Annotated in this window: 25 protein-coding genes; 24 read left to right on the forward strand and 1 reads right to left on the reverse strand. The window is 64.0% G+C overall.

The window, feature by feature from the left end:
• The 15 genes from EOA79_RS14440 to EOA79_RS14510 all read left to right on the forward strand — a co-directional run.
• Positions 1-529: DUF1513 domain-containing protein (locus EOA79_RS14440; RefSeq protein ID WP_128293072.1), on the forward strand; the 529-nt coding region annotated here is incomplete at its 5' end.
• A gap of 132 nt (positions 530-661) precedes the next feature.
• Positions 662-1,390, forward strand: a complete 729-nt coding sequence (tsaB, locus tag EOA79_RS14445; protein ID WP_095824238.1) for a tRNA (adenosine(37)-N6)-threonylcarbamoyltransferase complex dimerization subunit type 1 TsaB — start codon at positions 662-664, stop codon at positions 1,388-1,390.
• The gene (locus EOA79_RS14450; RefSeq protein WP_095824237.1) at positions 1,390-1,884 is read left to right on the forward strand and encodes an N-acetyltransferase; all 495 of its coding nucleotides are present in this window, start codon (positions 1,390-1,392) and stop codon (positions 1,882-1,884) included. The genes tsaB and EOA79_RS14450 overlap by 1 nt, the downstream gene beginning before the upstream one ends.
• Before the next feature lie 27 nt (positions 1,885-1,911).
• Complete coding sequence (locus tag EOA79_RS14455) at positions 1,912-2,724, forward strand: lysophospholipid acyltransferase family protein (RefSeq protein ID WP_095824236.1); 813 nt, start codon at positions 1,912-1,914, stop codon at positions 2,722-2,724.
• Between the two features lie 74 nt (positions 2,725-2,798).
• Entirely contained in the window at positions 2,799-4,208 is a 1,410-nt protein-coding gene (gene miaB / locus EOA79_RS14460; protein ID WP_095824235.1) for a tRNA (N6-isopentenyl adenosine(37)-C2)-methylthiotransferase MiaB, read from the forward strand.
• A gap of 129 nt (positions 4,209-4,337) precedes the next feature.
• On the forward strand, positions 4,338-5,330 hold the full coding sequence (locus EOA79_RS14465; RefSeq protein WP_245299624.1) for a PhoH family protein: 993 nt from the start codon (positions 4,338-4,340) through the stop codon (positions 5,328-5,330).
• A gap of 10 nt (positions 5,331-5,340) precedes the next feature.
• Entirely contained in the window at positions 5,341-5,838 is a 498-nt protein-coding gene (gene ybeY / locus EOA79_RS14470; protein ID WP_095824234.1) for an rRNA maturation RNase YbeY, read from the forward strand.
• A 27-nt stretch (positions 5,839-5,865) separates the two neighbouring features.
• Positions 5,866-6,942, forward strand: coding sequence for a hemolysin family protein (locus EOA79_RS14475; protein WP_095824403.1), 1,077 nt, complete (start codon positions 5,866-5,868; stop codon positions 6,940-6,942).
• Positions 6,943-6,951: 9 nt separating this feature from the next.
• The gene (locus EOA79_RS14480) at positions 6,952-7,422 is read left to right on the forward strand and encodes a VOC family protein (RefSeq protein WP_095824233.1); all 471 of its coding nucleotides are present in this window, start codon (positions 6,952-6,954) and stop codon (positions 7,420-7,422) included.
• Between the two features lie 96 nt (positions 7,423-7,518).
• Positions 7,519-9,108 (forward strand): apolipoprotein N-acyltransferase, encoded by a 1,590-nt coding sequence (gene lnt / locus EOA79_RS14485; protein WP_128293074.1) that lies wholly within the window; start codon positions 7,519-7,521, stop codon positions 9,106-9,108.
• 139 nt (positions 9,109-9,247) lie between these two features.
• Positions 9,248-9,670, forward strand: coding sequence for a helix-turn-helix transcriptional regulator (locus tag EOA79_RS14490; protein ID WP_066996325.1), 423 nt, complete (start codon positions 9,248-9,250; stop codon positions 9,668-9,670).
• 167 nt (positions 9,671-9,837) lie between these two features.
• A complete protein-coding gene (gene metK / locus EOA79_RS14495; RefSeq protein ID WP_066996328.1) occupies positions 9,838-11,115 on the forward strand; it encodes a methionine adenosyltransferase in 1,278 nt (425 codons plus the stop codon).
• Between the two features lie 20 nt (positions 11,116-11,135).
• Positions 11,136-11,837 carry a tRNA (guanosine(46)-N(7))-methyltransferase TrmB gene (locus tag EOA79_RS14500; RefSeq protein ID WP_095824232.1) on the forward strand — a complete coding sequence of 234 codons (702 nt, stop codon included), beginning with the start codon at positions 11,136-11,138 and terminating at the stop codon, positions 11,835-11,837.
• A gap of 198 nt (positions 11,838-12,035) precedes the next feature.
• Complete coding sequence (locus tag EOA79_RS14505) at positions 12,036-12,335, forward strand: DUF1778 domain-containing protein (RefSeq protein ID WP_095824231.1); 300 nt, start codon at positions 12,036-12,038, stop codon at positions 12,333-12,335.
• Between the two features lie 3 nt (positions 12,336-12,338).
• The gene (locus tag EOA79_RS14510) at positions 12,339-12,848 is read left to right on the forward strand and encodes a GNAT family N-acetyltransferase (protein WP_095824230.1); all 510 of its coding nucleotides are present in this window, start codon (positions 12,339-12,341) and stop codon (positions 12,846-12,848) included.
• A 101-nt stretch (positions 12,849-12,949) separates the two neighbouring features.
• Here the strand turns inward: EOA79_RS14510 and EOA79_RS32780 are convergent, their stop codons facing one another.
• Positions 12,950-13,090: a hypothetical protein gene (locus EOA79_RS32780; protein ID WP_164748291.1), complete on the reverse strand. Its 141-nt coding sequence runs from the start codon at positions 13,088-13,090 to the stop codon at positions 12,950-12,952.
• A 304-nt stretch (positions 13,091-13,394) separates the two neighbouring features.
• On the opposite strand from EOA79_RS32780, the gene rimP reads away from it, so the two are divergent.
• The 9 genes from rimP (at position 13,395) to pnp (ending at position 24,695) form a co-directional block, all read left to right on the forward strand.
• On the forward strand, positions 13,395-14,030 hold the full coding sequence (rimP, locus tag EOA79_RS14515; RefSeq protein WP_095824229.1) for a ribosome maturation factor RimP: 636 nt from the start codon (positions 13,395-13,397) through the stop codon (positions 14,028-14,030).
• Between the two features lie 45 nt (positions 14,031-14,075).
• Positions 14,076-15,668: a transcription termination factor NusA gene (gene nusA, locus EOA79_RS14520; RefSeq protein WP_095799325.1), complete on the forward strand. Its 1,593-nt coding sequence runs from the start codon at positions 14,076-14,078 to the stop codon at positions 15,666-15,668.
• Positions 15,669-15,700: 32 nt separating this feature from the next.
• A complete protein-coding gene (locus EOA79_RS14525) occupies positions 15,701-16,351 on the forward strand; it encodes an RNA-binding protein (protein WP_095777502.1) in 651 nt (216 codons plus the stop codon).
• Entirely contained in the window at positions 16,348-18,915 is a 2,568-nt protein-coding gene (gene infB, locus EOA79_RS14530) for a translation initiation factor IF-2 (protein ID WP_095824227.1), read from the forward strand. The genes EOA79_RS14525 and infB overlap by 4 nt, the downstream gene beginning before the upstream one ends.
• A gap of 127 nt (positions 18,916-19,042) precedes the next feature.
• Positions 19,043-19,462 (forward strand): 30S ribosome-binding factor RbfA, encoded by a 420-nt coding sequence (rbfA, locus tag EOA79_RS14535; RefSeq protein ID WP_095824226.1) that lies wholly within the window; start codon positions 19,043-19,045, stop codon positions 19,460-19,462.
• A complete protein-coding gene (gene truB / locus EOA79_RS14540; RefSeq protein ID WP_095824225.1) occupies positions 19,463-20,425 on the forward strand; it encodes a tRNA pseudouridine(55) synthase TruB in 963 nt (320 codons plus the stop codon). It begins immediately after the preceding gene.
• A gap of 183 nt (positions 20,426-20,608) precedes the next feature.
• A complete protein-coding gene (gene corA, locus EOA79_RS14545; RefSeq protein ID WP_095824402.1) occupies positions 20,609-21,703 on the forward strand; it encodes a magnesium/cobalt transporter CorA in 1,095 nt (364 codons plus the stop codon).
• Between the two features lie 147 nt (positions 21,704-21,850).
• Positions 21,851-22,162: a 30S ribosomal protein S15 gene (gene rpsO, locus EOA79_RS14550; RefSeq protein ID WP_275955123.1), complete on the forward strand. Its 312-nt coding sequence runs from the start codon at positions 21,851-21,853 to the stop codon at positions 22,160-22,162.
• Positions 22,163-22,544: 382 nt separating this feature from the next.
• On the forward strand, positions 22,545-24,695 hold the full coding sequence (gene pnp, locus EOA79_RS14555) for a polyribonucleotide nucleotidyltransferase (protein ID WP_095824224.1): 2,151 nt from the start codon (positions 22,545-22,547) through the stop codon (positions 24,693-24,695).
• The last annotated feature ends 115 nt before the right edge of the window (positions 24,696-24,810 follow it).

Genomic DNA, 24,810 nt, shown 5'->3' on the forward strand with positions numbered 1-24,810 from the left:
GCTCAACATCGCAACGATGAAGCCGTCCTACGCGCTGGTCGACCGCATCACTGGCGACCTGATCGAAAAGCACGAATTGCCGCCGGCGCTGCATCAGCTGTCGATCCGTCACATGGACCGCGACCAGGCGGGCACCGTCTGGTTCGGCTGCCAATATCGCGGGCCGGCGATCGACCGGCCGGCGCTGGTCGGCCGCGCCGCGCGCGGCAAGGAGCTCCAGCTTTTGGAAATGCCGCAGGACGTGCTGTCGGGCTTCCGCAACTATATCGGCTCGGTTGCCGCCAATCCCGATGCCGGCACCGTCGCCGTGACCTCGCCGGAGGGTAATTCGCTGGCCGTCATCGATGCCGCCAGCGGACGTGTTGTCGCAACGAAGTCGCTGGTCGAAGTTTGCGGTCTCGCGCCGGACGGCGCCGACTTCATGGCAACGACCGGCGCTGGCGAGATCGTCGGCGGTGCGGGCGGGTCGCGCGCCGAACCTGACTATGTCTCGGACAACCACATGCTGCGCATCGCGGCTGCGGGCTGATCGCTGTCAAGGCCAGCTTCCTGATGTCGCGCTAAAGCCAAGCCGCATAACATTTATGCGGCGTGGCCCTTGCGGCGGCGGGCCATGCCGGGCACAGGGAATGTGTTTTGATCCAGTTGGTTAACCGGCCCTATGAAGCTGCTCGCCATCGACTGCGCCGCCAATCTCTGCGCCGCCTGCGTACACGACGCTGACGCTGGCATCGAGCTTGGCCGCCAGGTGCTCGACCTCGGCAAAGGGCATGCCGAGCATCTGATGGCCGTCATCGAGGCGGCATTGAAGGCCAGCGGGATCGGCTATCAAGGCTTGGACGCTGTAGCCGTCTCGATCGGCCCCGGTTCCTTCACCGGCCTGCGCGTCGGCGTCTCGACCGCGCGCGGCTTGGCCCTGGCGCTGAAAATCCCGGCTATCGGCGTGACGACGCTGGAAGCGTTGGCGGCGGAAGCCGCGAATGCCTTTCCCGGCCGTGCCGTGCTGGCGGCGCTCGACGCCGGCCGCGAGGAACTCCATGCGGCGCTTTTCGATGAAGCGTTAGTTCTGACTTACGGACCAACGGTGGCCACGCTTTCCCAAGCGACCGGAATGGCAGTCGATGCGAAAGCGGTCCTCACCGGCACCGCCGCGCCGCTGATCGCGGCGAGCGGACATGGTTTCGACACCGGGCCGGCCATTGCCACAGCCGACATAGCGACCTATGCCCGACTGGCCGCCGCGAAAGGGCCAGGCGCAAAGCCGAAGCCGCTCTATCTGCGTGGCGCCGACGCCAAGCCGCAGGCCGGTTTCATTCTGCCAAGGCGGAGCCATGAATCCGGGAAGCCGGGTTCTGGAGAAGATCATGCACCAAAGGGAAAAAAATCCTGATGCGCATCCCTTTCTTTCAGCCGCGCCGCAGGGATTATGCGCTGGAGCCGCTGACGGTGGCCGACAGCGCCGCCGTTGCGGTGCTGCATCGCGAGGATTTCGTTCGCCCCTGGACCGATGGCGAGTTCGCGGCACTGCTCGAACAGGACACCGTGTTCGGTTACGCCGCGCGCGAGACCGGGCAGGGTGCGAAGCCGCCGGTCGGTTTCGTGCTGGCGCGGCTCGCGGCAGGCGAGGGCGAGATCCTTACGGTCGCGGTGGCTCGCGCCCATCGGTGCCAGGGGCTTGGCTGGCAATTGATCGATGCGGTGCTGCGCGAATTGCATGCGCAGCGCGCCGAGGCGCTGTTCCTCGAGGTCGACGAGACCAATACGCCGGCCATCGCGCTCTATCGCCGGCTGGGCTTCCGTCAGGTCGGCCAGCGTCCGAACTACTACCGGTCGACCGAGCACGGCCCGACCGGCGCGCTTGTCATGCGCCGCGATCTTCGCTAGCCAGACCGTGGGATAGGGCCGGAGCGAATGATCAAGAAATTGCGGATTTTCGTGGCGTTCGGCCTCGTCGCCGCCGGCACGCTGGTGCTGGCGCCGCTGCAGCTCCTGTCGATGAAGACGAGGCTTTGGCCGGAGACGGTCGTCCTCAAAATCTGGCACAGCATGATCCTCAAGGCGCTGGGCATGCGCGTGCACGTCAAAGGCGCGCTCTCGAAGCAGCGCCCCTTGCTCATCGCGGCCAACCACATCTCCTGGACCGACATCATGGTGCTCGGCTCCTTTGTCGATGTGAAGTTCATCGCCAGGGCCGACATGGAAGGCTGGCCGATGATCGGCATGCTGTCCAAGCTGCAGCGCACCGTCTTCATCGAGCGCGAGCGCAGGCGCACCTCCGGCGACCAGGCGAGCGAGATCGCCAGACGCATGGCCAAGGGCGATGCCATGGTGCTGTTCGCCGAGGGTTCGACCGGCGACGGCAATCTGGTGCTGCCGTTCAAGAGCACCTTGTTCGGCGCTGCCTCGATGGCGATTTCGGAAGGGGCGGCGGACCAGGTCTTCATCCAGCCGGTGGCGATCGCTTATACGCGCCTGCATGGCGTGCCGATGGGCCGCCGTCACCGGCCGATCGCCGCCTGGATCGGCGACCAGGATCTGATGCCGCATTTGAAGGGCTTGCTTGCCGAGGGCTCGCTCGATGCCGAAGTGCATTTCGGTGATCCGGTGCCCTTCTCCAAGGGTTCTAACCGCAAGGAAACGGCAAGATTGATGGAAGCGAGAGTGCGCGAGATGATGCAAGCTGCGCTCGCCGAGCCGCGTCCCAGTCGTCAGCGCATAGCTTGAAAAACGGACGCGCGGCGCCGTAGCCTGCCGGAATCGGCTGTTTTTTGTCGCGGAAAGGCGCTAGAAGCCGCCCGATGGAATTGAACACGATTGAAAGTCACGACATCGGCACCGCGCCTGAGCGCGAGCCGGTGCATGCCGGGGCGGCGAAAAAGGTCTTCGTCAAGACTTATGGCTGCCAGATGAATGTCTATGATTCCCAGCGTATGACCGATGCGCTGGCAGCCGACGGCTATGTCGCCACCGACGCCGTCGAAGACGCCGATCTGGTGCTGCTCAACACCTGCCACATCCGCGAGAAGGCAGCCGAAAAAGTCTATTCGGAGCTTGGCCGCATCCGCGACATGAAGGCCGAGCGCGCCGAGGCCGGCCGTGAGCTGCTGATCGGCGTCGCCGGCTGCGTGGCGCAGGCCGAAGGGGCGGAAATCATACGCCGTGCGCCGGCCGTCGATCTCGTCATCGGCCCTCAGACCTATCACCGGCTGCCCGACGTGCTGGCGAGGGTACGCGGCGGCGAGAAGATCGTCGAGACCGACTACGCCATTGAGGACAAATTCGAGCATCTGCCGCAGCCGAAGCGCGCCGAACTGGCAAAGCGCGGCGTCACCGCTTTCCTTACCGTTCAGGAGGGCTGCGACAAGTTCTGCACCTTCTGCGTCGTGCCCTATACGCGCGGCTCCGAAGTCTCGCGGCCGGTGGCCCAGATCGTCGCCGAGGCCGAGCGCCTCGCCGAGGCTGGCGTGCGCGAGGTGACGCTGCTCGGTCAGAACGTCAACGCCTGGCACGGCGAGGGCGAAAACAGCGAGGAATGGGGCCTCGGCCGCCTGCTCTTCCGCCTGGCGAAAATTCCCGGCCTGGCGCGGCTGCGCTACACCACCAGCCATCCGCGCGACATGGATGATGAATTGATCGCCGCGCACCGTGACCTGCCGGCCTTGATGCCCTATCTGCATTTACCAGTGCAGTCTGGCTCCGACCGGATACTGAAGGCGATGAACCGCAGGCATACGGCACGCGATTATCTGGCCCTCATCGATCGCATCCGCGCCGCCCGCGGCGATATCGCCATGTCCGGCGACTTCATCGTCGGCTTCCCCGGCGAGACGGAAGCGGATTTCGAGGCAACGCTCGAACTGGTGCGCGAGGTGAATTACGCTTCGGCCTTCACGTTCAAATATTCGCCGCGTCCCGGCACGCCGGGCGCCGAGATGGACGGCCATGTGTCGGAAGCCGTGAAGGACGAGCGGCTGCAGCGCCTGCAGGCGCTGGTCAACGAGCAGCAGAAGGCATTCATCGCCAGCCTGGTCGGCAGCACCGTCAGCACGCTGATCGAGAAGCCCGGCCGCCATGCCGGTCAGATCGTCGGCCGCTCGCCCTGGCTGCAGCCTGTTATTGTTGACGACAAGGCCGGCGGAATCGGTGACATTATCGACGTACGAATCACGAAGACAGGTCCCAACAGCCTGTTCGCCGAGTTGGCCTGATGCATGTCGCCCAAAAAGTGCTCGGGTCAACGACATGCATAGCCACAAGCCTCGGCAGATGAGGAGAGACGGTTGAGCGCTGCTGAACTGAAGAATCCGCCCCAGAACCAGGCATCCGGGGCCTCCGACATGGCGCACATCGTACTGACCTTCGACAACAACAAGCTTGCCAGCGCCCTATACGGCCAGTTCGACGAGAATCTGGCCCGTCTCGAGCAGAAGCTCGGCGTTGACATCCGTTCGCGGGGTAACCAGCTTGCGATCAAGGGCACGGCTTCGGCCGCCGAGCAGGCGCGCCGCGCGCTCGACACGCTCTACGGCATTCTGCAGAAGGGTGTCGATATCGGCCAGTCCGACGTCGACGGCGCCGTGCGCATGGCGATCGCCGCCGACGACCAGCTGACGCTGCCCACCATGGAGCGCAAGGGCAAGGTTTCGGCCGCCCAGATCGCCACGCGCAAGCGCACGATCTATGCCCGTTCGCTCAACCAGGACGCCTATATGCGCGCGCTGGAGCGCTCCGAAATGGTCTTCGGCATCGGCCCGGCCGGCACCGGCAAGACCTATCTGGCGGTGGCCCATGCGGCGATGCTGCTCGAGCGCGGCATGGTCGAGCGCATCGTGCTGTCGCGCCCGGCGGTCGAGGCCGGCGAGCGGCTCGGCTTCCTGCCCGGCGACATGAAGGAGAAGGTCGACCCCTATCTGCGGCCGCTCTACGACGCGCTCTACGACATGATGCCGGCCGACAAGGTCGAGCGGGCGATCGCCGCCGAGGTCATCGAGATCGCACCGTTAGCCTTCATGCGCGGCCGCACGCTGGCGCATGCCGCGGTGATCCTCGACGAGGCGCAGAACACCACGCCGATGCAGATGAAGATGTTCCTCACCCGTCTCGGCGAGAACTCGCGCATGATCGTCACCGGCGATCCGACCCAGATCGACCTGCCGCCCAACACCAAGTCGGGCCTGGTCGAGGCGCTGCGCATCCTCGACGGCGTGCCGGGCATAGTCACGGTCCGCTTCAACGAGGGCGATGTCGTGCGCCATCCGCTGGTTGCCGAGATCGTCAAGGCCTATGACCGGGACGGCAAGTTCGCCAGGGGCCTCGGCGCCGAGAGCTGATCCAAGCCCCATGGCTGAAAATCCGGGATCCAGCGGCAAGACGCCGGTCGACATCGATATTTTCGTCGAGGCCGGCGACTGGCCTCCTGAGGCCGAGCTGGCGCACCTGGTCGATCATGCCGTCGCTGCCGCCTTTGCCGAAACCGGTGCGAGCGGCGCATCGGAGCTCAGCGTCGTTTTTTCCGACGACGCCCATATCCGCACTCTCAACGCCGAATGGCGCGGCAAGGACAAGCCGACCAACGTACTGTCTTTCCCGGCTTTTTCCGTCCCGAAGGGCGCCGAGTTGCCGCCGATGCTGGGCGACATCGTGCTTGCTTCCGAGACGGTTGCGCGTGAGGCCGCACTGGAAGACAAGCCGCTGGCGAACCATATCACCCATCTCGTCATCCATGGCCTGCTGCATCTTCTGGGCCATGATCACGAGACCGACGCCGAGGCCGAGGAGATGGAAGCGATCGAGCGCGCGGCGCTTGCGAGGCTTGCCATTCCCGATCCCTACGCGTAACAAAAAAGACCAATTGACCTGATGGCGATGAACGACAAACCAGAAACTGCCGCCCGTCCGGACGCCGGCAGTGCGGCCAAGCCTTCCGAAAAATCGGAAGAGGGCTCCAGTCCGAGTATTCCGACCGGCAGCGTGGCCGCCGAGCCTCCGCATGCCGGTCCTTCTCTCTTCGATCGCGTGCTAGGCCTGTTCAGGCACCGCAACGGCACCAACCTGCGCGAGGAGATCGCCGACGCGCTGGCCGAGACGGCCACCGATGCCGAATCCTTCTCGCCCGGCGAACGTGCGATGCTCAACAACATCCTGCGGCTGCGCGAAGTGCGCGTCGAGGACGTCATGGTGCCGCGTGCCGATATCGAGGCGGTCGAGATCACCACCTCGCTTGGCGATCTGCTTGGCCTCTTCGAACAGTCCGGTCATTCCCGCATGCCGGTCTATTCCGAAACGCTCGACGATCCGCGCGGCATGGTCCACATACGCGACGTTCTCGCCCACATCACCAAGGTCGCCCGCGTCAAGAAGGGCCGGGCGAACAGGAAGGCCCAGGCGCCGACCATCCTCGATCTGGCCCAGGTCGATCTCGCCCGCACCATCGGCGATCTCGACCTGATCCGTCCGGTGCTGTTCGTGCCGCCATCGATGCTTGCTTCCGACCTGATGGGGCGCATGCAGACGACGCGGACCCAGATGGCGCTGGTCATCGACGAATATGGCGGCACCGACGGCCTCGCCTCGCTCGAGGACATCGTCGAGATGGTGGTCGGCGACATCGAGGACGAGCACGACGACGACGAGCCGATGATCACCCGGATCGGAGAGGGCGTGTTCGTGGTCGACGGCAAGGCCGAGATCGACGACGTCGCCAAGATGATCGGCGAGGATTTCGCCGCGGGCGAGCACGGTGAATATGTCGACACCATCGGCGGCATGATCTTCAACACGCTCGGCCGGGTTCCGGCCCGTGGCGAAGTGGTGCAGGCCATACCGGGCTTCGAATTCCACGTGCTCGACGCCGATCCGCGCCGCGTCAAGCGGGTGCGCATCGTGCAGAGCCCGAAGGGCGAACGGCAGCGCCGCCGCGCGGCGCGCACGGAGCAGGCCTGATATTCGCTCATGCCGATCGACGACCCGTTCAAGCACGCTGTCCTCGGCTCCGGCGTCTTCTATCAATATCCCCGCGCGGCTTTGGCCTGGCTTCAGGCGGCGTTCGGCTTCGAGCCGAGCATGCTGGCGAGCGACAGCGACGGGCGACTTGTTCATGCCGAAATGCGGTTCGGCGACGGCTATATCATCGTCGATGGCGAATGGGCCGCGCATATTGCCAGCCCCGCCTCTGTCGGCGGCAAGAACACGCAGTCGGTTTATATCCGATTGAGGGAAGACCTCGGCGCCCATTGCGAGAAAGCGCGCGCCGCGGGGGCAGAAATCGTTGAGGAGCCCATCGATCGTTTCTACGGCGAACGGCAATATCGAGCCCGCGATCCAGAAGGCCATGTCTGGACCTTCACACAGACCGTGCGCATTGTGCCCAAAGAGGAGGCCGAGCGACTGAGCGGCCTCAGCATTGAAGGGTGGCACCGTTAGCGCGACCGTGAATTTGTTGCGCTTACTCGTGTTTGGAGCATCCGGCTCGGCCTGTTAAATCTCTGGCTGCCTGATTCGCGCGACTTGGAAAGTTGAATGCAGCGCTTTGCCGGCCGGATAATTCTGCTGTGGGGGTGGCGGCGGTCGCTGGTAGCGTTTGTCGCGGGAGCGCTCGCGGTTCTCGCCCAGGCGCCTTACGATTTCTTCGCCGTCTGTTTCGTCTCGTTTCCGGTGCTTGTCTGGCTGCTCGACGGCGCCACCGGTGAAGCCTCCGACGGCTGGCTGCGTCGCCTTCGCCCGGCTTTCGCCATCGGGTGGTGGTTCGGCTTCGGCTATTTCCTCGCCGGCCTCTGGTGGATCGGCCAGGCCCTTCTTGTCGAGGCCGACAGCTTCGCCTGGGCGCTGCCCTTCGCCGTCGTCGGCATCCCCTTTGGGCTCGCCTTCTTCTATGGTTTTGCGACGCTCGTGGCGCGGCTTTGCTGGAGCAGTGATATCGGCCGCATCGCCGCACTTGCCTTCGGCTTCGGCCTTGCGGAATGGCTGCGCGATTTCCTGTTCACCGGCTTTCCCTGGAATGCCGTCGGCTATGCCGCAATGCCGGTGCCCCTCCTGATGCAAAGCGTGTCGGTGACGGGCATGATCGGCATGAACGCGCTCGCCGTTTTTGTCTTTTCCCTGCCGGCGCGCCGCGACAAGCGCCGGCATCTCAGGCTGGGCTTGGCCTTGTTCGTCGCTCTCGTTGCCGCTCACGTCGGCTTCGGGTATTTCAGGCTTGCCGTCCCAGCCCCGCCGGCCACCCGCTCGATCGACGTGCGCATCGTTCAGCCCGCCGTCGACCTCACCGAGAAATGGGATGCCTCGGTGCGCGACCGCATCTTCGCCACGCTGATGGGGATTTCGGCGAAGGCACCGGAGCAAGGCCATGCCAAGCCGCAACTGATCCTGTGGCCGGAAACGTCCGTGCCGTTCCTGTTCACGGAGCGTCCGGACGCGCTGACGGCCTTGGGGGATATGCTGGGCGACGGCCAGATGCTGATTGCCGGCGTGGTGCGCGAGGAGGGTGGCGCAGGCAATGCCGGCAGCCGTTATTACAACTCCGTGGTGGCGATCAACGACAAGGGCGAGATCGTCGATGCTGTCGACAAGGTGCATCTGGTGCCGTTCGGCGAATATCTGCCTTTTGCCGGCCTGTTCGAGCGTTTCGGCATAGGTCAGCTCGTTGCCGGACCGATGAATTTCGCCGCCGGCAATGAACGCCATCCGATCGCGGTGCCGAACGGCCTGCGCGCCGTTCCGTTCATCTGTTACGAGGTCATCTTTCCTGACCTCGTTGCCATCGATGCAGCGTCATCCGAGCTTATTGTGAACGTCACCAACGACGCCTGGTTTGGCGACACGCCAGGCCCCTACCAGCACTTCAGGCAGGCGCAGATTCGTGCGGTGGAGAATGGAGTGCCTTTGTTGCGTGCGGCCAACAACGGCATCTCCGCCGTTGTCGATTCGCGTGGGCGCATCGTCGATGCCCTGGCGGTCGATGCGCGCGGCGCCATCGACGCCCATGTGCCGGTTTCCGGGCGCGCCCTGCTAACCGCCGATCAGCGGCGAATTAACGGATTGCTGATCATGTTGCTGTTTGCCCTCGCGGCCCTCACATTGAATGTAAGGCAGCGGCTACGGGTGAATTGACAGTCGGCACATTAGAAACTCATACTGTAACGCCTAAAATTTTCTCGAAGTCGGTTGGAGGGGTCTGTTGGGGCAGGTGGCTCCGGTTTCGTTTGGGCGGCAAAAATAGAAAAAGCCGGAAAAATTCGGCGAGGAAAAAATGACAGAAGAGAACAAGAAGAAGCCGAATCCGATCGACATTCATGTCGGCAGTCGTATTCGGCTGCGTCGCAATATGCTTGGAATGAGCCAGGAAAAGCTGGGTGAAAATCTCGGCATCACGTTTCAGCAGATACAGAAGTACGAAAAGGGGACCAACAGGGTCGGCGCCAGCCGCCTGCAGGCAATCGCCTCCATCCTGAGCGTCCCTGTCGCCTTCTTCTTCGAGGACGCCCCCGGGCAGGAGGCCGTCGCCGGCAATCGGGGATTTGCCGAGGATGCCTCGATGACTTTCGCGATCGAATTCTGCGGCAGCCCGGAAGGGCTTCAGCTCAATCGTGCCTTCGTCAAGATTCCCGACGTCAAGGTGCGGCGCCGGATTATCGATCTTGTGAAGTCCCTTTCGCCGGACGACGCCGAGTGAATCCAGGCTCATGTCGCCGGCGGTGCCCTGCCGCCGGTGGCACAAGTTGATTGTGCCGATAGTCATGCCAGATCTGTCGCGCCGCTTGACGAGCGGCGCCCGGCACCGCTAACACGTGGCGCGCCAAAATCGGCAGCCTTGCCGATCCTTTTCAAGAGGGGACACCCGTGACGCGGCAGAACTATCTCTTCACCTCGGAATCCGTCTCCGAAGGCCATCCCGACAAAGTCTGTGACCGTATCTCCGACGAGATCGTCGATCTCGTCTATCGCGAGGCCAGGAAGACGGGCATGGACCCGTGGAAGGTGCGCGTTGCCTGCGAGACGCTGGCCACCACCAACCGCGTCGTCATCGCCGGCGAGGTCAGGGTTCCCGAGACGCTGCTGAAGAAGGACAAGGCAGGCAACATCCTCAAGGATGCGGCGGGCCACCCGGTCGTCAATCCGACCAAGTTCAAATCGGTCGCCCGCAAGGCCATCCGTGAGATCGGCTACGAGCAAGCCGGCTTCCATTGGAGGACGGCCAAGATCGAGGTGCTGCTGCACGGCCAGTCGCCGGACATTGGCCAGGGCGTCGACAATGCCGCCGACCGCCAGGGCGAGGAAGGCGCGGGCGACCAGGGCATCATGTTCGGCTATGCTTGCCGCGAGACGCCGGACCTGATGCCGGCGCCGATCTACTACAGCCACAAGATCCTCGAATTGCTTGCCGCCGCGCGCCACGAAGGCAACGGCGAGGCCGCCAAGCTCGGCCCGGACGCCAAGAGCCAGGTCACCGTGCGCTATGCCAACGGCAAGGCGGCGGAAGTGACGCAGATCGTGCTTTCCACCCAGCACCTCGACTCGAGCTGGGATTCGAAGAAGGTCCGCAATGTCGTCGAGCCTTACGTCCGCGAGGCGCTTGGCGAACTCAAGGTCGCCGACGACTGCAACTGGTACATCAACCCGACCGGCAAGTTCGTGATCGGCGGGCCCGACGGCGATGCCGGCCTCACCGGCCGCAAGATCATCGTCGATACCTATGGCGGTGCGGCGCCCCATGGCGGCGGCGCCTTCTCCGGCAAGGATACCACCAAGGTCGACCGTTCGGCTGCTTATGCGGCGCGCTATCTCGCCAAGAACGTGGTAGCGGCCAAGCTCGCCGACCGCTGCACCATCCAGCTTTCCTACGCCATCGGCGTCGCCCAGCCCCTGTCGGTCTATGTTGACCTGCACGGCACCGGCAGGGTCGACGAGGCCAGGCTCGAGGAGGCGCTGCGCAAGGTGATGGACCTCTCGCCTTCCGGCATCCGCCGTCATCTCGACCTCAACAAGCCGATCTACGCGAAAACCTCGTCCTATGGCCATTTCGGCCGCAAGGCCGGCCGGGACGGTTCCTTCTCCTGGGAGAAGACGGACCTTGCCAAGGCGCTCAAGGACGCGGTTGCCGATGCGATTGCCGCCTGACGGCGTCGCCAGACCTGTTCATGGAGCCAACCGACAGGCCAAGCCGCGCGACCGAAGGATTTTTCGGCCGCCGGCACGGCAAGACCATTCGTCCGCAGCAGGCCGAGGCGCTTGAACGTGGCTTGCGCGCCTATCGCCTCGACCTGACGGCGGAGGCACCCGCGGACCTTGGAACGCTGTTCAAGGCGCAGGTTTCAGCCTGTCGGCTCGAGATCGGCTTCGGCGGCGGCGAACATCTTCTGCATCGCGCGACGGAGGCTCCGGCGACCGGTTTCATCGGCGTCGAGCCCTTCGTCAACGGCATGGCCAAGATGATGACGGCGCTCGACAAGCGCCCGCTCGCCAATCTGAGAGTCTATGACGACGACGCCACGCGTCTGCTCGACTGGCTGCCGCCAGCCTCGCTCGACGGCATCGACCTGCTCTATCCCGATCCGTGGCCGAAGAAGAAGCACTGGAAGCGGCGCTTTGTCAGCCCCGCCAATCTCGACCGGTTGGCCCGGGTGCTGAAGCCGGGCGGGAGATTCCGCTTCGCCTCCGATATCGACAGCTATGTGAACTGGACGCTGCTCGCCTGCCGCGCCAATGGCGGTTTCGCCTGGCAGGCAAACGAGGCTGCCGACTGGCACACGCCCTATGAGGGCTGGCCCGGCACCCGCTACGAGGCAAAGGCCCTTCGCGCGGGAAGGCGGCCCGCCTATCTGACCTTTATCCGGAAGTAGGCCGGACGAGCACTAACTTCCCAGGGACCGGTAACCAGCCGCTCAGCAGCGGGGGGGACCGCTTGCCAAAGCGGTCTTCCGGTCGCAGAGAACCCGGCTTGCGGCCGGCCTGGGATGATTCATGTATTGCAGTTCGAGCTACATGCTGCCATATTATTCGCGCTACATGCTGCCATATTAACGGCAGGGAGATTAACTATGGCCGCCACGCTGGAACGTAAGGAATACCCAATCTCGATGCGCCTGCCGGAGGCGGACGTGGCGATCATTGATCGTGCCGCCGCTCTCCGCGGCCGGTCCCGCACGGATTTCGTGCGCGATGCTGCCGTGCGCGCGGCCGAAGATGTGTTGATGGACAGCCGCCTTATCCGCATGAGCCCGGAAGGCTTCGCGGAGTTTATCGAGGTTCTGTCAGCCCCGGTCGCTCCGGTTCCCGACATGGTGGAATTGGCAAAGCGGCCCGCGCCCTGGGAAGCCGGTTACGCAGCAAAGCGCTAGGCCGTGGCCTTATCGGCTCCCGAACCGCTTGGCGCAGCTCACGACGTTTCCGGGTTTTCCTGCGGGAAACCTACACTTGATCACTGGCTGAAAACGCGCGCGCTCTCCAATCAGGAGAAAGGCTTCACGGCCGTTCTCGTTGTCCACGAGGCCGGCCGAGTGGTCGGATATTATGCCTTGGCGCCGACGGCTGTGGTGCCGTCGATCTTGCCCCGGTCGATTCGCACAGGGCAACCGCCCGATCCGGTGCCCTGTCTTCTCCTTGGCCAGCTTGCGACCGATACAGAATGGGCTGGGCGCGGTGTCGGCACTGGCTTGCTGAAGCACGCGCTCCAGCGCTGCGTTCAGGCTGCAGATCTGATTGGAGGACGTGCGCTCATGGTCAATGCAATCGACGGGGAGGCGGCGCAATTCTGGCAAAGACGGGGATTTCTGCCGACGAAGGACGATCCGCTTGTCTTGTTCCGTTCGATTGCTGCAATCGCTGCGTCGCTCGTAGAAGCCCAGAAGTAGGGGCGAGGGCTGCCTCTCGAAGAAGCCGCGACCGCCAACGAATTCTGCGCCTCGAGGCTTAAGCTCGAACTCAGCTATTGTCCGTTTCTTCCGTGGGCGGCCTAAAAGCGGCCGAGCTTGTCGAAAGCGGCCGGGTCGATGCCGAGTTTCTTCAGGTCGCTGCGGCGCGGCTTGCGGTTCGCCTCGACGGCCCGCGATGCGGCAGCCGCGCTGCCGAACGTGCCAAGAAAATCGCCAATCACAAAAAACAATCCACGGTCCATGACAAATACCTTCGCGCGCCAGTGCGCCCGACCTTTCTTTCTGCACCGCAACATAGATGGTTGTCGGCAGGCGAAGGTTACAGAGGCGCCGGCGCATGGCTGCCATGCTCGGCACGCAACGCTGCTACCGTCGGGGCTTCCGATGCATCGTCAGGCTTGAAACGCCGGGCGGGATCGTTTATATCAGCCTCAAATTCTTGGTCGGTATGACGAAGAGTGGGTCCACCCGGTCCCGCTCTTTTTTGTTACCTGCCGGCCGGAGCGACAAGGCGACAGGAAACTTATGACCGCAGCGGCAAGCGAGACCGACGACCGCATCATCCGCGAAAGCGGTATCGATGCGCGCATTGCGCTGATCATACAGCCGGTGCTGAAGGCCATCGGCTTCCGCCTCGTGCGGGTTCAACTGACCGGCCAGAACGGGCTGACGCTGCAAATCATGGCTGAGCGCGACGACGGCACCATGACCGTCGAGGATTGCGAAGAGGTCAGCCGCGCGGTTTCGCCCGCGCTCGATGTCGAAGATCCGATCGAAAAGGCGTATCATCTCGAAGTCTCGTCGCCGGGCATCGACCGGCCGCTGGTGCGCAAATCGGATTTCACCACCTGGACCGGCCATCTGGTCAAGATGGAGACGTCGGTCCTCATTGGCGACCGCAAGCGCTTCAAAGGCAAGATCGCCGAGGCGGACTCCGACGGCATCTTGCTGGAGCGCGACAAGGCGGCCTATGGCGAAGAGCCGACGGTGCGCGTGCCCTATGACGCGATTGCCGAGGCGCGTCTGGTGCTGACCGACGATCTTATTCGCGAGGCCCTGTCGAAGGACAACAGGGCCCGCAAGGAAGCAAAAAAACGCCGAGGCGAAGCGGAAGAAGATGCAGTCGCCGGCGAAGAAAGCGAAACCGAACAGGAAAGTTGATCGAGCTTCAGGGCCGATGCCCGGAGCGAAGTCGGGAGAAAGACAATGGTTGTAAGCGCCAACAGGCTCGAACTGCTGCAGATCGCCGATGCGGTCGCGCGTGAAAAGTCGATCGATAAGCAGATCGTCATCGCCGCGATGGCCGATGCGATCCAGAAGGCGGCGCGTTCGCGTTATGGGCAGGAAACCAATATCCGTGCCGACATCAATCCCAATACGGGCGAGATGAAGCTGCAGCGGCTGATGGAAGTGGTCGAGAAGGTCGAGGATTACGCGACGCAGATCGCCCTTTCCACGGCGCGCGAGCGCAATCCCGACGCCCAGCTCGGCGACTTCATCGCCGAACAGCTGCCGCCGATGGATTTCGGCCGCATCGCCGCGCAGTCGGCCAAGCAGGTCATCGTCCAGAAGGTGCGCGAGGCCGAGCGCGATCGTCAGTATGACGAGTACAAGGACCGCATCGGCGAGATCGTCAACGGCACCGTCAAACGCGTCGAATATGGCAACGTCATCGTCGACCTCGGCCGCGGCGAGGCGATCATCCGGCGCGACGAGCTGATCCCGCGCGAGAACTACAAATATGGCGACCGCGTCCGCGCCTATGTCTACGACGTGCGCCGCGAGCAGCGTGGCCCGCAAATCTTCCTGTCGCGCACGCATCCGCAGTTCATGGCCAAGCTCTTCACCATGGAAGTGCCGGAGATCTACGACGGCATCATCGAGATCAAGTCGGTCGCCCGCGATCCGGGCTCGCGCGCCAAGATCGCCGTCATCTCGCGGGATTCCTCCATCGATCCGGTCGGCGCCTGCGTCGGCATGCGCGGCAGCCGCGTCCAGGCGGTGGTCGGCGAATTGCAGGGCGAGAAGATCGATATCATTCCGTGGTCGCCTTCGGCCGCTTCCTTCATCGTCAATGCGCTGCAGCCGGCCGAAGTCGCCAAGGTGGTGCTCGACGAGGATGCGGAGCGCATCGAGGTGGTCGTGCCGGACGACCAGCTGTCGCTGGCCATCGGCCGCCGCGGCCAGAACGTGCGTCTTGCCTCGCAGCTCACCGGCTGGGACATCGACATCCTGACCGAGCAGGAAGAGAGCGAGCGCCGCCAGAAGGAATTCGTCGAGCGTTCGGCCCTCTTCATGGAAGCCCTCGATGTCGACGAGATGGTCGGCCAGGTGCTTGCCTCGGAAGGCTTCACCAGCGTCGAGGAAGTCGCCTATGTCGATTCTGGCGAAATCTCCTCGATCGACGGCTTCGACGAGGACACCGCTTCGGAAATCCAGTCGCGCGCCCGCGAATATCTGGAGAAGATCGAGGCCGAGCACGACGAGAAGCGCAAGGCGCTCGGCGTCGAGGACGAGCTGCGCGAGATCCCCGGCATCACCACGGCCATGATGGTGACCCTCGGCGAGGACGGCGTGAAGACGATCGAGGACTTCGCCGGCTATGCCGCCGACGACCTGATCGGCTGGAAGGAACGCAAGGACGGCGAGACCAAGGTCTATCCCGGTGTGCTCGCCGATCACGGCGTCTCGCGCGCCGATGCGGAGCAGATGGTGCTGACCGCTCGCAAGAAGGCCGGCTGGATTTCCGAGGAAGAACTGGCCGCTGAGGAAGCGCCCGGTGAAACCGTCGGTGCGTGAGGTGACCACCAATCGCAAAACCCGTGGACGACATGAACGATCGCACTTGCATCGTCACGCGCAGGCAGGCCGAAGCGGATGAACTGATCCGCTTCGTCGTCGGCCCGGATTCGGCCGTCGTTCCGGACATCAAGCGAAATCTGCCCGGCCGCGGTTGCTGGGTCACCGCCGATCGCCTACATATCGACAAGGCAGCGGCGAAGAACCTGTTTGCCCGCGCTTTCAAGGCGCAGGTCACCGTTCCAGCCGAACTCGGCGACATGGTCGACGGGCTGCTTTCCAGATCCGCCCTGGGCATGTTGGGTCTTGCTCGCAAGGCCGGAGCGGTCGTACTGGGCGCCGCCAAGGTAGAGGCTGCCGTGCGCGACGGGCAGGCGCTCTTCGTGCTGCACGCGAGGGAAGCCTCGGACGACGGCGTGCGCAAGATCAGTCAGGCGCGGCGGGCAACCGTTCATCTCGGCGGCCCCGCTACACCGGCCTACAAACTTTTCCCCGAAGCCGAGTTGAGCTTGGCATTGGGGGGTACAAATGTGATACATGCTGCCGTCCTCGCGCAGGATGCGGGTAAGGCGGTTGAGAAGCGCATGGTTGCGCTCGACCGTTATCGGGGCGGAACCCCGGACGATTTGGCAATGCTTGCGGCCGTTGCTGACGATGATGATGCCGCAGAGGATATGGAATGAGCGATACGAAATCGGGCGACGACAAGACGTTGAGCGTTACGCCGAAGAAGACCTTGACGCTGAAGCGCCCTGGCCTCGAGCAGGGCACCGTGCGCCAGAATTTCTCGCACGGACGCACCAAGTCGGTCGTGGTCGAGACCAAGAAGCGCAAGTTCTCGCTGCCCGGCGACAAGCCGGAGCCGGTGGCGCCGTCCGTCTTCACCCCGAAGCCCGCAGCCGCGGCACCCGCGCCTGCCGTGCAGGAAGCGCCGAAGGCGCCGCCGCAGCCGGAACGCTCCGGCATGGTGCTGAACGAATTGTCGCGCGGCGAGATGGAAGCGCGCCGCAGGGCGCTCGAAGGCTCCAAGGCGCGTGAGATCGAGGATCGTCAGCGCGCCCAGGAAGAGGCCAAGCGCCGCGCCGAGGAGGAAGAGCGCCGCAAGCGCGAGCGTGAGGAGTCCGCCCGCCGTCAGGCCGAGGAAGAGGCACGTCTGCAAACCGAGGCCGAGTCCCGCCGCCGCGCCGAGGAAGAAGCGCGCCGCCGCGCCCCGCAAGCCGCCGAACTGGCCACGGCCGATGAGGAAGAGGAGGTCAAGCCGCGGCGCCCTGGTGGTGCCGGCGCCGGAGCGCCTGTGCGCCGTCTGGTCACGCCGGAAGTCGCGCGGCCGGCCAAGCCGACCAAGGGCGAGGAAGACCGTCGCCGCGGCAAGCTGACGCTGAACACCGCGCTGTCGGATGAAGATGCGCGCGGCCGCTCGCTGTCGTCGATGCGCCGCCGCCAGGAAAAATTCAAGCGCGCGATGCACAACGAGCCGCGCGAGAAAGTCATGCGCGAAGTGATCCTGCCCGAAACCATCACCATCCAGGAACTGGCGCAGCGCATGTCCGAGCGCGCCGTGGACGTGGTCAAGTTCTTCATGAAGCAGGGCCAGATCTTGAAGCCGGGCGACGTCATCGACGCCGATACGGCCGAGCTGGTCGCTTCCGAATTCGGCCATACGGTCCGCCGCGTCGCCGAGTCCGACATCGAGGAAGGCCTGTTCAACATCGCCGACCGTCCGGAAGACCTGGTGTCGCGTCCGCCCGTGGTGACCATCATGGGCCATGTCGACCACGGCAAGACCTCGCTGCTCGACGCCATCCGCAACGCCAATGTCGTCTCCGGCGAGGCCGGCGGCATCACCCAGCATATCGGCGCCTACCAGATCGAGAAGAACGGTCAGAAGATCACCTTCATCGACACGCCCGGCCACGCCGCCTTCACGGCGATGCGCGCTCGCGGCGCCCAGGTGACCGACATCGCCGTGCTGGTGGTGGCGGCCGACGACAGCGTCATGCCGCAGACGATCGAATCGATCAATCACGCCAAGGCGGCCGGCGTGCCGATCATCGTGGCGATCAACAAGATCGACAAGCGCGACGCCGACCCGCAGAAGGTGCGCACTGAACTGCTGCGCCACGAAGTGTTCGTGGAATCGATGGGCGGTGAGGTGCTGGACGTCGAGGTTTCGGCGACCAAGGGCACCAATCTCGACAAGCTGCTGGAAGCGATTCTGCTGCAAGCCGAAGTCCTCGACCTCAAGGCCAATCCCGACCGCACCGCCGAAGGCGCGGTCATCGAGGCGCAGCTGGACAAGGGCCGCGGTCCGGTCGCCACCGTGCTGGTGCAGACCGGCACGCTGATGCCCGGCGACATCATCGTCGCCGGCAACGAATGGGGCCGTGTCCGCGCGCTGGTCAACGATCGCGGCGAGCATGTGCCGGAAGCGCCGCCGGCAATGCCGGTCGAGGTGCTCGGCCTCCAGGGCACGCCGCAGGCAGGCGACCGCTTCGCGGTCGTCAACAACGAGGCGCGTGCGCGTGAGATCACCGAGTATCGCCAGCGCCTGGCGCGCGAGAAGGCGGTGGCCAAGCATGCCGGCCAGCGCGGCTCGCTCGAGCAGATGATGTCGCAGTTGCAAGCGAGCGGGCTGAAGGAGTTTCCGCTGGTCATCAAGGGCGACGTGCAGGGCTCGATCGAAGCGATCAACGCTGCGCTCGAAAAGCTCGGCAACGACGAGGTCAGGGTACGGATCGTTCATTCGGGCGCCGGCGGCATCACCGAGACCGACGTCTCGCTTGCCGAGACCTCGGGCGCTGCGATCATCGGCTTCAACGTCCGCGCCAATGCGCAGGCGCGCACGGCTGCTGCCGCTGCCGGCATCGAGATCCGCTACTATTCGATCATCTACAACCTCGTCGATGACGTGAAGGCAGCTCTTTCCGGCATGCTCTCGCCCGAGCGGCGCGAGACCTTCATCGGCAATGCCGAGATCCTCGAGATCTTCGACATCTCGAAGGTCGGCAAGATCGCCGGCTGCCGCGTCACCGAAGGCAAGGTCGAGCGTGGCGCGGGCGTGCGCCTGATCCGCGACAACGTCGTCGTCCACGAAGGCACGCTGAAGACGCTGAAGCGCTTCAAGGACGAGGTTTCGGAAGTGCCGGGCGGTCAGGAATGCGGCATGGCCTTCCAGAACTACGAGGACATGCGCGTCGGCGACGTCATCGAGTGCTTCCGCGTCGAGATGGTGAGCCGGACGCTCTAATTTCGGATATACTTGCCGTAATTCACCGGGCGGCGGCCGCAAGGCTGCCGCCCGAGATCCTTGTTTCGTAGTTGAGACATGTGGCGCGGTCCCATCCCGCGCTTCACGATTTCAGGACTGAAGAAAAATGTCCCGTTCGACAACATCAGGCCCGTCCCAGCGCATGCTGCGCGTCGGCGAGCAGGTGCGTCACGCCCTATCCGAGACCCTGCAGCGCGGCGAAATCGTCGACCCGGTGATCGAGAACAGCGTCGTCTCGGTCTCGGAAGTACGCATGTCGCCCGACCTCAAGATCGCCACTGCTTTCATCTCGCCGCTTGGGGCCGGCGACGCCGACGCCGTGGTCGGGGCGCTCAACAGACATGCGAAGTTCATTCGCGGCCGCGTCTCGGGCGCGCTCAGGCAGATGAAGTACATGCCCGAGTTTCGCTTCCGGCTCGATACGTCTTTCGACAATTTCGCCAGGATCAACGAATTGCTGAAATCGCCCGAGGTCGCGCGCGATCTCGACCACCAGAATAAAAACAACGACAAGGACGAGGAATAGGTGGCGCGCCGCGGCAAGAAGAAGGGCCGGCCGGTCTCCGGCTGGGTGGTGCTGGACAAGCCGGTCGGCATGGGCTCGACCGAAGCCGTCTCCAAGATCAAATGGCTGTTCCAAGCGGAGAAGGCCGGCCATGCCGGCACGCTCGACCCGTTGGCTTCCGGCATGCTGCCGATCGCGCTCGGCGAGGCGACCAAGACCGTGCCTTACGTGCAGGATGGCGCCAAGGTCTACCGCTTCACCGTCGCCTGGGGCGAGGAGCGGTCGACGGACGACCTCGAAGGGCCGGTGACGAACAGCTCGGACCGCCGCCCGGCCGAGGCCGAGGTGCGGGCGCTGCTGCCGAAATACACCGGCGTCATCATGCAGACGCCGCCGCAATTTTCTGCCGTCAAGATTGCCGGCGAGCGCGCCTACGATCTTGCCCGCGACGGCGGGACGGTCGACATTCCCGCCCGCGAGATCGAAATCGGCCGTTTGGACATCGTCGAGCATGGTGTCGATAGAACCGTCTTCGAGGTCGAGTGCGGCAAGGGCACCTATGTGCGCTCGCTGGCGCGCGACATGGGTCGCGATTTGGGCTGCTTCGGCCACATCTCCGAGTTGCGCCGCGTCGAGGTCGAGCCGTTCACGGCGGACGATTTCGTCACCGTCGCCGAGCTCGAAGCGGCGCGCTTCGGCGGCAAGACGGATGAGAATTCGGACGAAGAAGCCGAGGTGCCGGTCGATTTCGGCGCCCTTGATGCGCTGCTGGTCGAGACCGCCGCAGCGCTTGACTGCCTGCCGCAGGTCGCCGTCAGCGATGACGCCGCGACCAAGATCCGCCTCGGCAATCCCGTCATCATTCGAGGGCGCGACGCGCCGGTCGAGGCCGAGGAGGCCTGTGCCACGGCGCGCGGCAAGCTCGTCGCCATCGGCGCCATCGAACAGGGCATGTTCAAGCCCAAGCGGGTCTTTGCCGGTTGACGGCACTCGGCTAGTTTCGGCTCGCAGTTCCAGGAAAACGTGTAACGGTTCTCGTCGGAATTGCATGAAAACCGACGGTTAGAGCAGCGATCTGCTATGACGTCGCGCCCCAGGGGAGCTCATGGCCCAGAGGAATCATGGCCCAGAGGAATCATGGCCCAGAGGATTATGGCCCAGAGGATTGTGGCAATGGCTGAGACCGTCGGAAAGCGGGCGCCGCTGAAAATCCGCCGGCCGCCGGTCGGCGCTTCGCCCGGCACCTTGATCGCCGATCCGGCGGCGCGGCGCAGCGAGCTTCGGCTGACGTTGATCTCGCCGGAGAAATACAAAACCATCGACAATGCCAGCATCGACGAGCTCAACACCCATTGCGACCGCTGGCCGGTCGTCTGGCTTGATTGCACGGGGCTCGCGAACATCCCGCTGATCGAAGAGATCGGCCGGATTTTCGACCTTCATCCGCTGGCGCTCGAGGATGTCGTCAACACCGGCCAGCGGCCGAAGGTGGATTTCTTCGAGGACCACGCCTTCGTCGTCATGCGCATGATCGACGATGTCGCCGCGCATCGCTACGAGCAGATCGCGGTGTTCTTCGGCGAGAATTTCGTCGTCACCTTTCAGGAGCGCGAGGGCGACCCGTTCGATCCAGTGCGCAAGCGCATCGCGGCGCCCATGCCCAACCGGCTGCGCTCGCGCGGCGCCGACTATCTCGCCTATGCGCTGATCGACGCCATCGTCGACAGCTATTTCCCGCCGATCGAGACGGTGAGCGAATTGGTCGACGGCATCGAAGACCAGATGCTCAACACGCCCCACAAGCACCAGATGCGGCAGTTGCACGAATTGCGGCGCGACGCCAATGTGCTGAAGGGCGTTCTGTGGCCGATGCGCGACGCGCTGGCGACGCTGATCCGCAACGACGTGCCCTTCGTGCAGGCCGAGACCAAGATATTCTTCAACGATACGCTCGACCATGCGCTGCGGCTGATCGAACTGGTCGAGACCCAGCGCGACATGCTGACCGGCTTGATCGAAATGCATCTGTCGCTGACCCAGGCACGCACCAACGACGTCATCTCCTATCTGACCATCGTCTCGGTGATCTTCATGCCGCTCACCTTCCTCGTCGGTGTCTGGGGCATGAACTTCGACCCGGATAGCTCGCCCTGGAACATGCCGGAGCTCAAGGCCTACTACGGCTACCCGGCGGCACTTTTGTTCATGCTGGTCGTTGCTGTCGGGCTCGTCGCCTTCTTCAAATGGAAGAAGTGGCTGTAGCAGCAGAACCCTCTGTTTTTGCGGCAGGACATGCGACAAGCCGGCTTGACAATTAGTCTGGTGTTTTGCGGGAAATTGCACTATATGCGCGGCAGCTTCGCGCCCTGACGCGCTGCTTGCACCGGCCCCTGCTGGACGACATCCCGGCTGAGGGCGTCCCGTTTCCTCGAACAGATAAGGAAAAACACGATGTCGATTACTGCCGATCGCAAAAAAGAACTGATGGCCGAATTCGCGACCGCGAAGGGCGATACCGGGTCCCCGGAAGTCCAGGTTGCCATCCTTTCCGAGCGCATCAAGAACCTGACGGAGCACTTCAAGGACCACAAGAAGGATAACCATTCCCGCCGTGGTTTGCTTGCTCTCGTTTCCCAGCGCCGCAGCCTGCTTGATTACCTCAAGCGCAAGGATGACACGCGCTATCAGACGCTGATCGACAAGCTCGGTCTCCGTCGCTGACGAATTGACCGGCGGGCTCTCTGCGGAGAGCCCGCCGGTCGCGCATTGGCGGACCGGTCGCTCCGGTGCCCGATGCTGGAGTGGAGCGCGCCGCGCTCTCGAAATTCGCATTCGCGCATGGCGCGTCTCGGAAACAGGGGTTTCCGGCGTCGTGCGCAAAAGGCCGGCCGACCGGTCGGCCAGACCCGGTTCCGGAAGCGCAAAGGGCCGTTCGGAACCGCCCATGGACGGTCATGGGGCAGGATTGCAGGATGCTCGCTCGGCAATCGCCACCTGTCGAGCTTCCCGTTGTCTTGCCCGTGGCTGCCCGAAGGAAGCCAGGGAAGGGATGCTCCGCGACCGTTGAGACGGCGCGGCCCTTTCCGCACATGAAGGACAAGATATGTTCAATCAACACAAAGTGGAAATCGAATGGGGCGGCCGTCCGCTCATCCTGGAAACCGGCAAGATCGCTCGCCAGGCTGACGGCGCGGTGCTCGCCACCTACGGCGAGACCGTGGTTCTCGCCACCGTCGTTTCGATGAAGGAGCCGAAGCCCGGCCTCGATTTCTTCCCGCTCACCGTCAATTACCAGGAAAAGACCTATGCCGCCGGCAAAATTCCGGGCGGCTACTTCAAGCGCGAGGGCCGTCCGAGCGAGAAGGAAACGCTGGTTTCCCGCCTGATCGACCGCCCGATCCGCCCGCTGTTTGCTGACGGCTACAAGAACGACACCCAGATCGTCGTCACCGTCGTCCAGCACGATCTCGAGAACGATCCGGACATCCTGTCGATCGTCGCTACCTCGGCCGCGCTCACGCTGTCCGGCGTGCCCTTCATGGGCCCGATCGGCGGCGCCCGCGTCGGCTACATCAACGGCGAGTATGTGCTCAATCCGCATATCGACGAGATGGAGGAATCGAAGCTCGACCTCGTCGTCGCCGGCACCGCCGACGCCGTGCTGATGGTCGAATCCGAGGCCAAGGAGCTCAGCGAGGAGCTCATGCTCGGCGCCGTCGTGTTCGGTCACAAAAGCTTCCAGCCGGTGATCGACGCCATCATCAAGCTGGCCGAGGTCGCCGCCAAGGATCCGCGCGACTTCACCGCGCCGGACCATTCGCAGCTCGAAGGCGAGATGCTGAAGGTTGTCGGCGACGAGCTTCGCGACGCCTACAAGATCATCGAGAAGCAGTCCCGCTACGCGGCCGTCGACGCCGTCAAGGCGAAGGTCAAGGCCGCGTTCACGCCGGCCGAAGGCGAGGATCCGAAATATTCGTCCGAGCAGATCGCAAGCGTCTTCAAGGAGCTCCAGGCCAAGGTCGTACGCTGGAACATCCTGGACACCGGCTCGCGCATCGACGGCCGCGACCTGAAGACCGTGCGCAAGATCGTCGCCGAAGTCGGCGTCCTGCCGCGTACCCATGGTTCGGCGCTGTTCACCCGCGGCGAGACTCAGGCGCTGGTCATTGCCACGCTCGGCACCGGCGAGGATGAGCAGTTCGTCGATTCGCTGACCGGCATGTACAAGGAGAAGTTCCTCCTCCACTACAACTTCCCGCCCTATTCGGTTGGCGAAACCGGCCGCATGGGCTCGCCGGGCCGCCGCGAGATCGGCCACGGCAAGCTTGCCTGGCGCGCGATCCACCCGATGCTGCCTTCGGCGGACCAGTTCCCGTACACGCTGCGCGTCGTCTCGGAGATCACCGAGTCGAACGGCTCGTCCTCGATGGCGACCGTCTGCGGCACCTCGCTGGCGCTAATGGATGCCGGCGTGCCGATCGCCAAGCCCGTGGCCGGCATTGCCATGGGCCTGATCAAGGAAGGCGAGCGCTTCGCGGTGCTCTCCGACATCCTTGGCGACGAGGACCATCTCGGCGACATGGACTTCAAGGTCGCCGGCACCGCCAACGGCGTCACCTCGCTGCAGATGGACATCAAGATCGATGGCATCACCGAGGAGATCATGGGCATCGCGCTCGGCCAGGCCAAGGAAGGCCGGCTGCACATCCTGGGCGAGATGGCGCATGCCATATCTTCCTCGCGCGCCGAGCTCGGCGAATTCGCGCCGCGCATCGAGGTCATGCACATCCCGACCGACAAGATCCGCGACGTCATCGGCTCCGGCGGCAAGGTGATCCGCGAGATCGTCGAGAAGACCGGCGCCAAGATCAACATCGAGGATGACGGCACGGTCAAGATCGCGTCGGCCAACGCCAAGGAGATCGAGGCGGCGAAGAAGTGGATCCACACCATCGTCGCCGAGCCGGAAGTCGGCGAGATCTACGAAGGTACCGTCGTTAAGACGGCCGACTTCGGCGCCTTCGTCAACTTCTTCGGCCCGCGCGACGGCCTCGTCCACATCTCGCAGCTCGCCAATGAGCGCGTCGCCAAGACCTCCGACGTCGTCAAGGAAGGCGACAAGGTTTGGGTCAAGCTGATGGGCTTCGACGAGCGCGGCAAGGTGCGCCTGTCGATGAAGGTCGTCGACCAGGCGACCGGCAAGGAAATCGTTCAGGAAAAGAAGAAGCCGGAAGGCGAGGAAGACGCCGCCTGATTGGCCTGACCGCATGATTGAAACGGGCGCGCTGCAAGGTCGCGCCCGTTTCTATTTCAAGCGCCCTTCAAGGGTAGGTGAATGGCCGCTGAGCCGCTGAAGACGCTGTTCTATC

It is taken from the genome of Mesorhizobium sp. M1A.F.Ca.IN.020.03.2.1, from assembly GCF_004023205.1.
GTDB lineage: Bacteria > Pseudomonadota > Alphaproteobacteria > Rhizobiales > Rhizobiaceae > Mesorhizobium.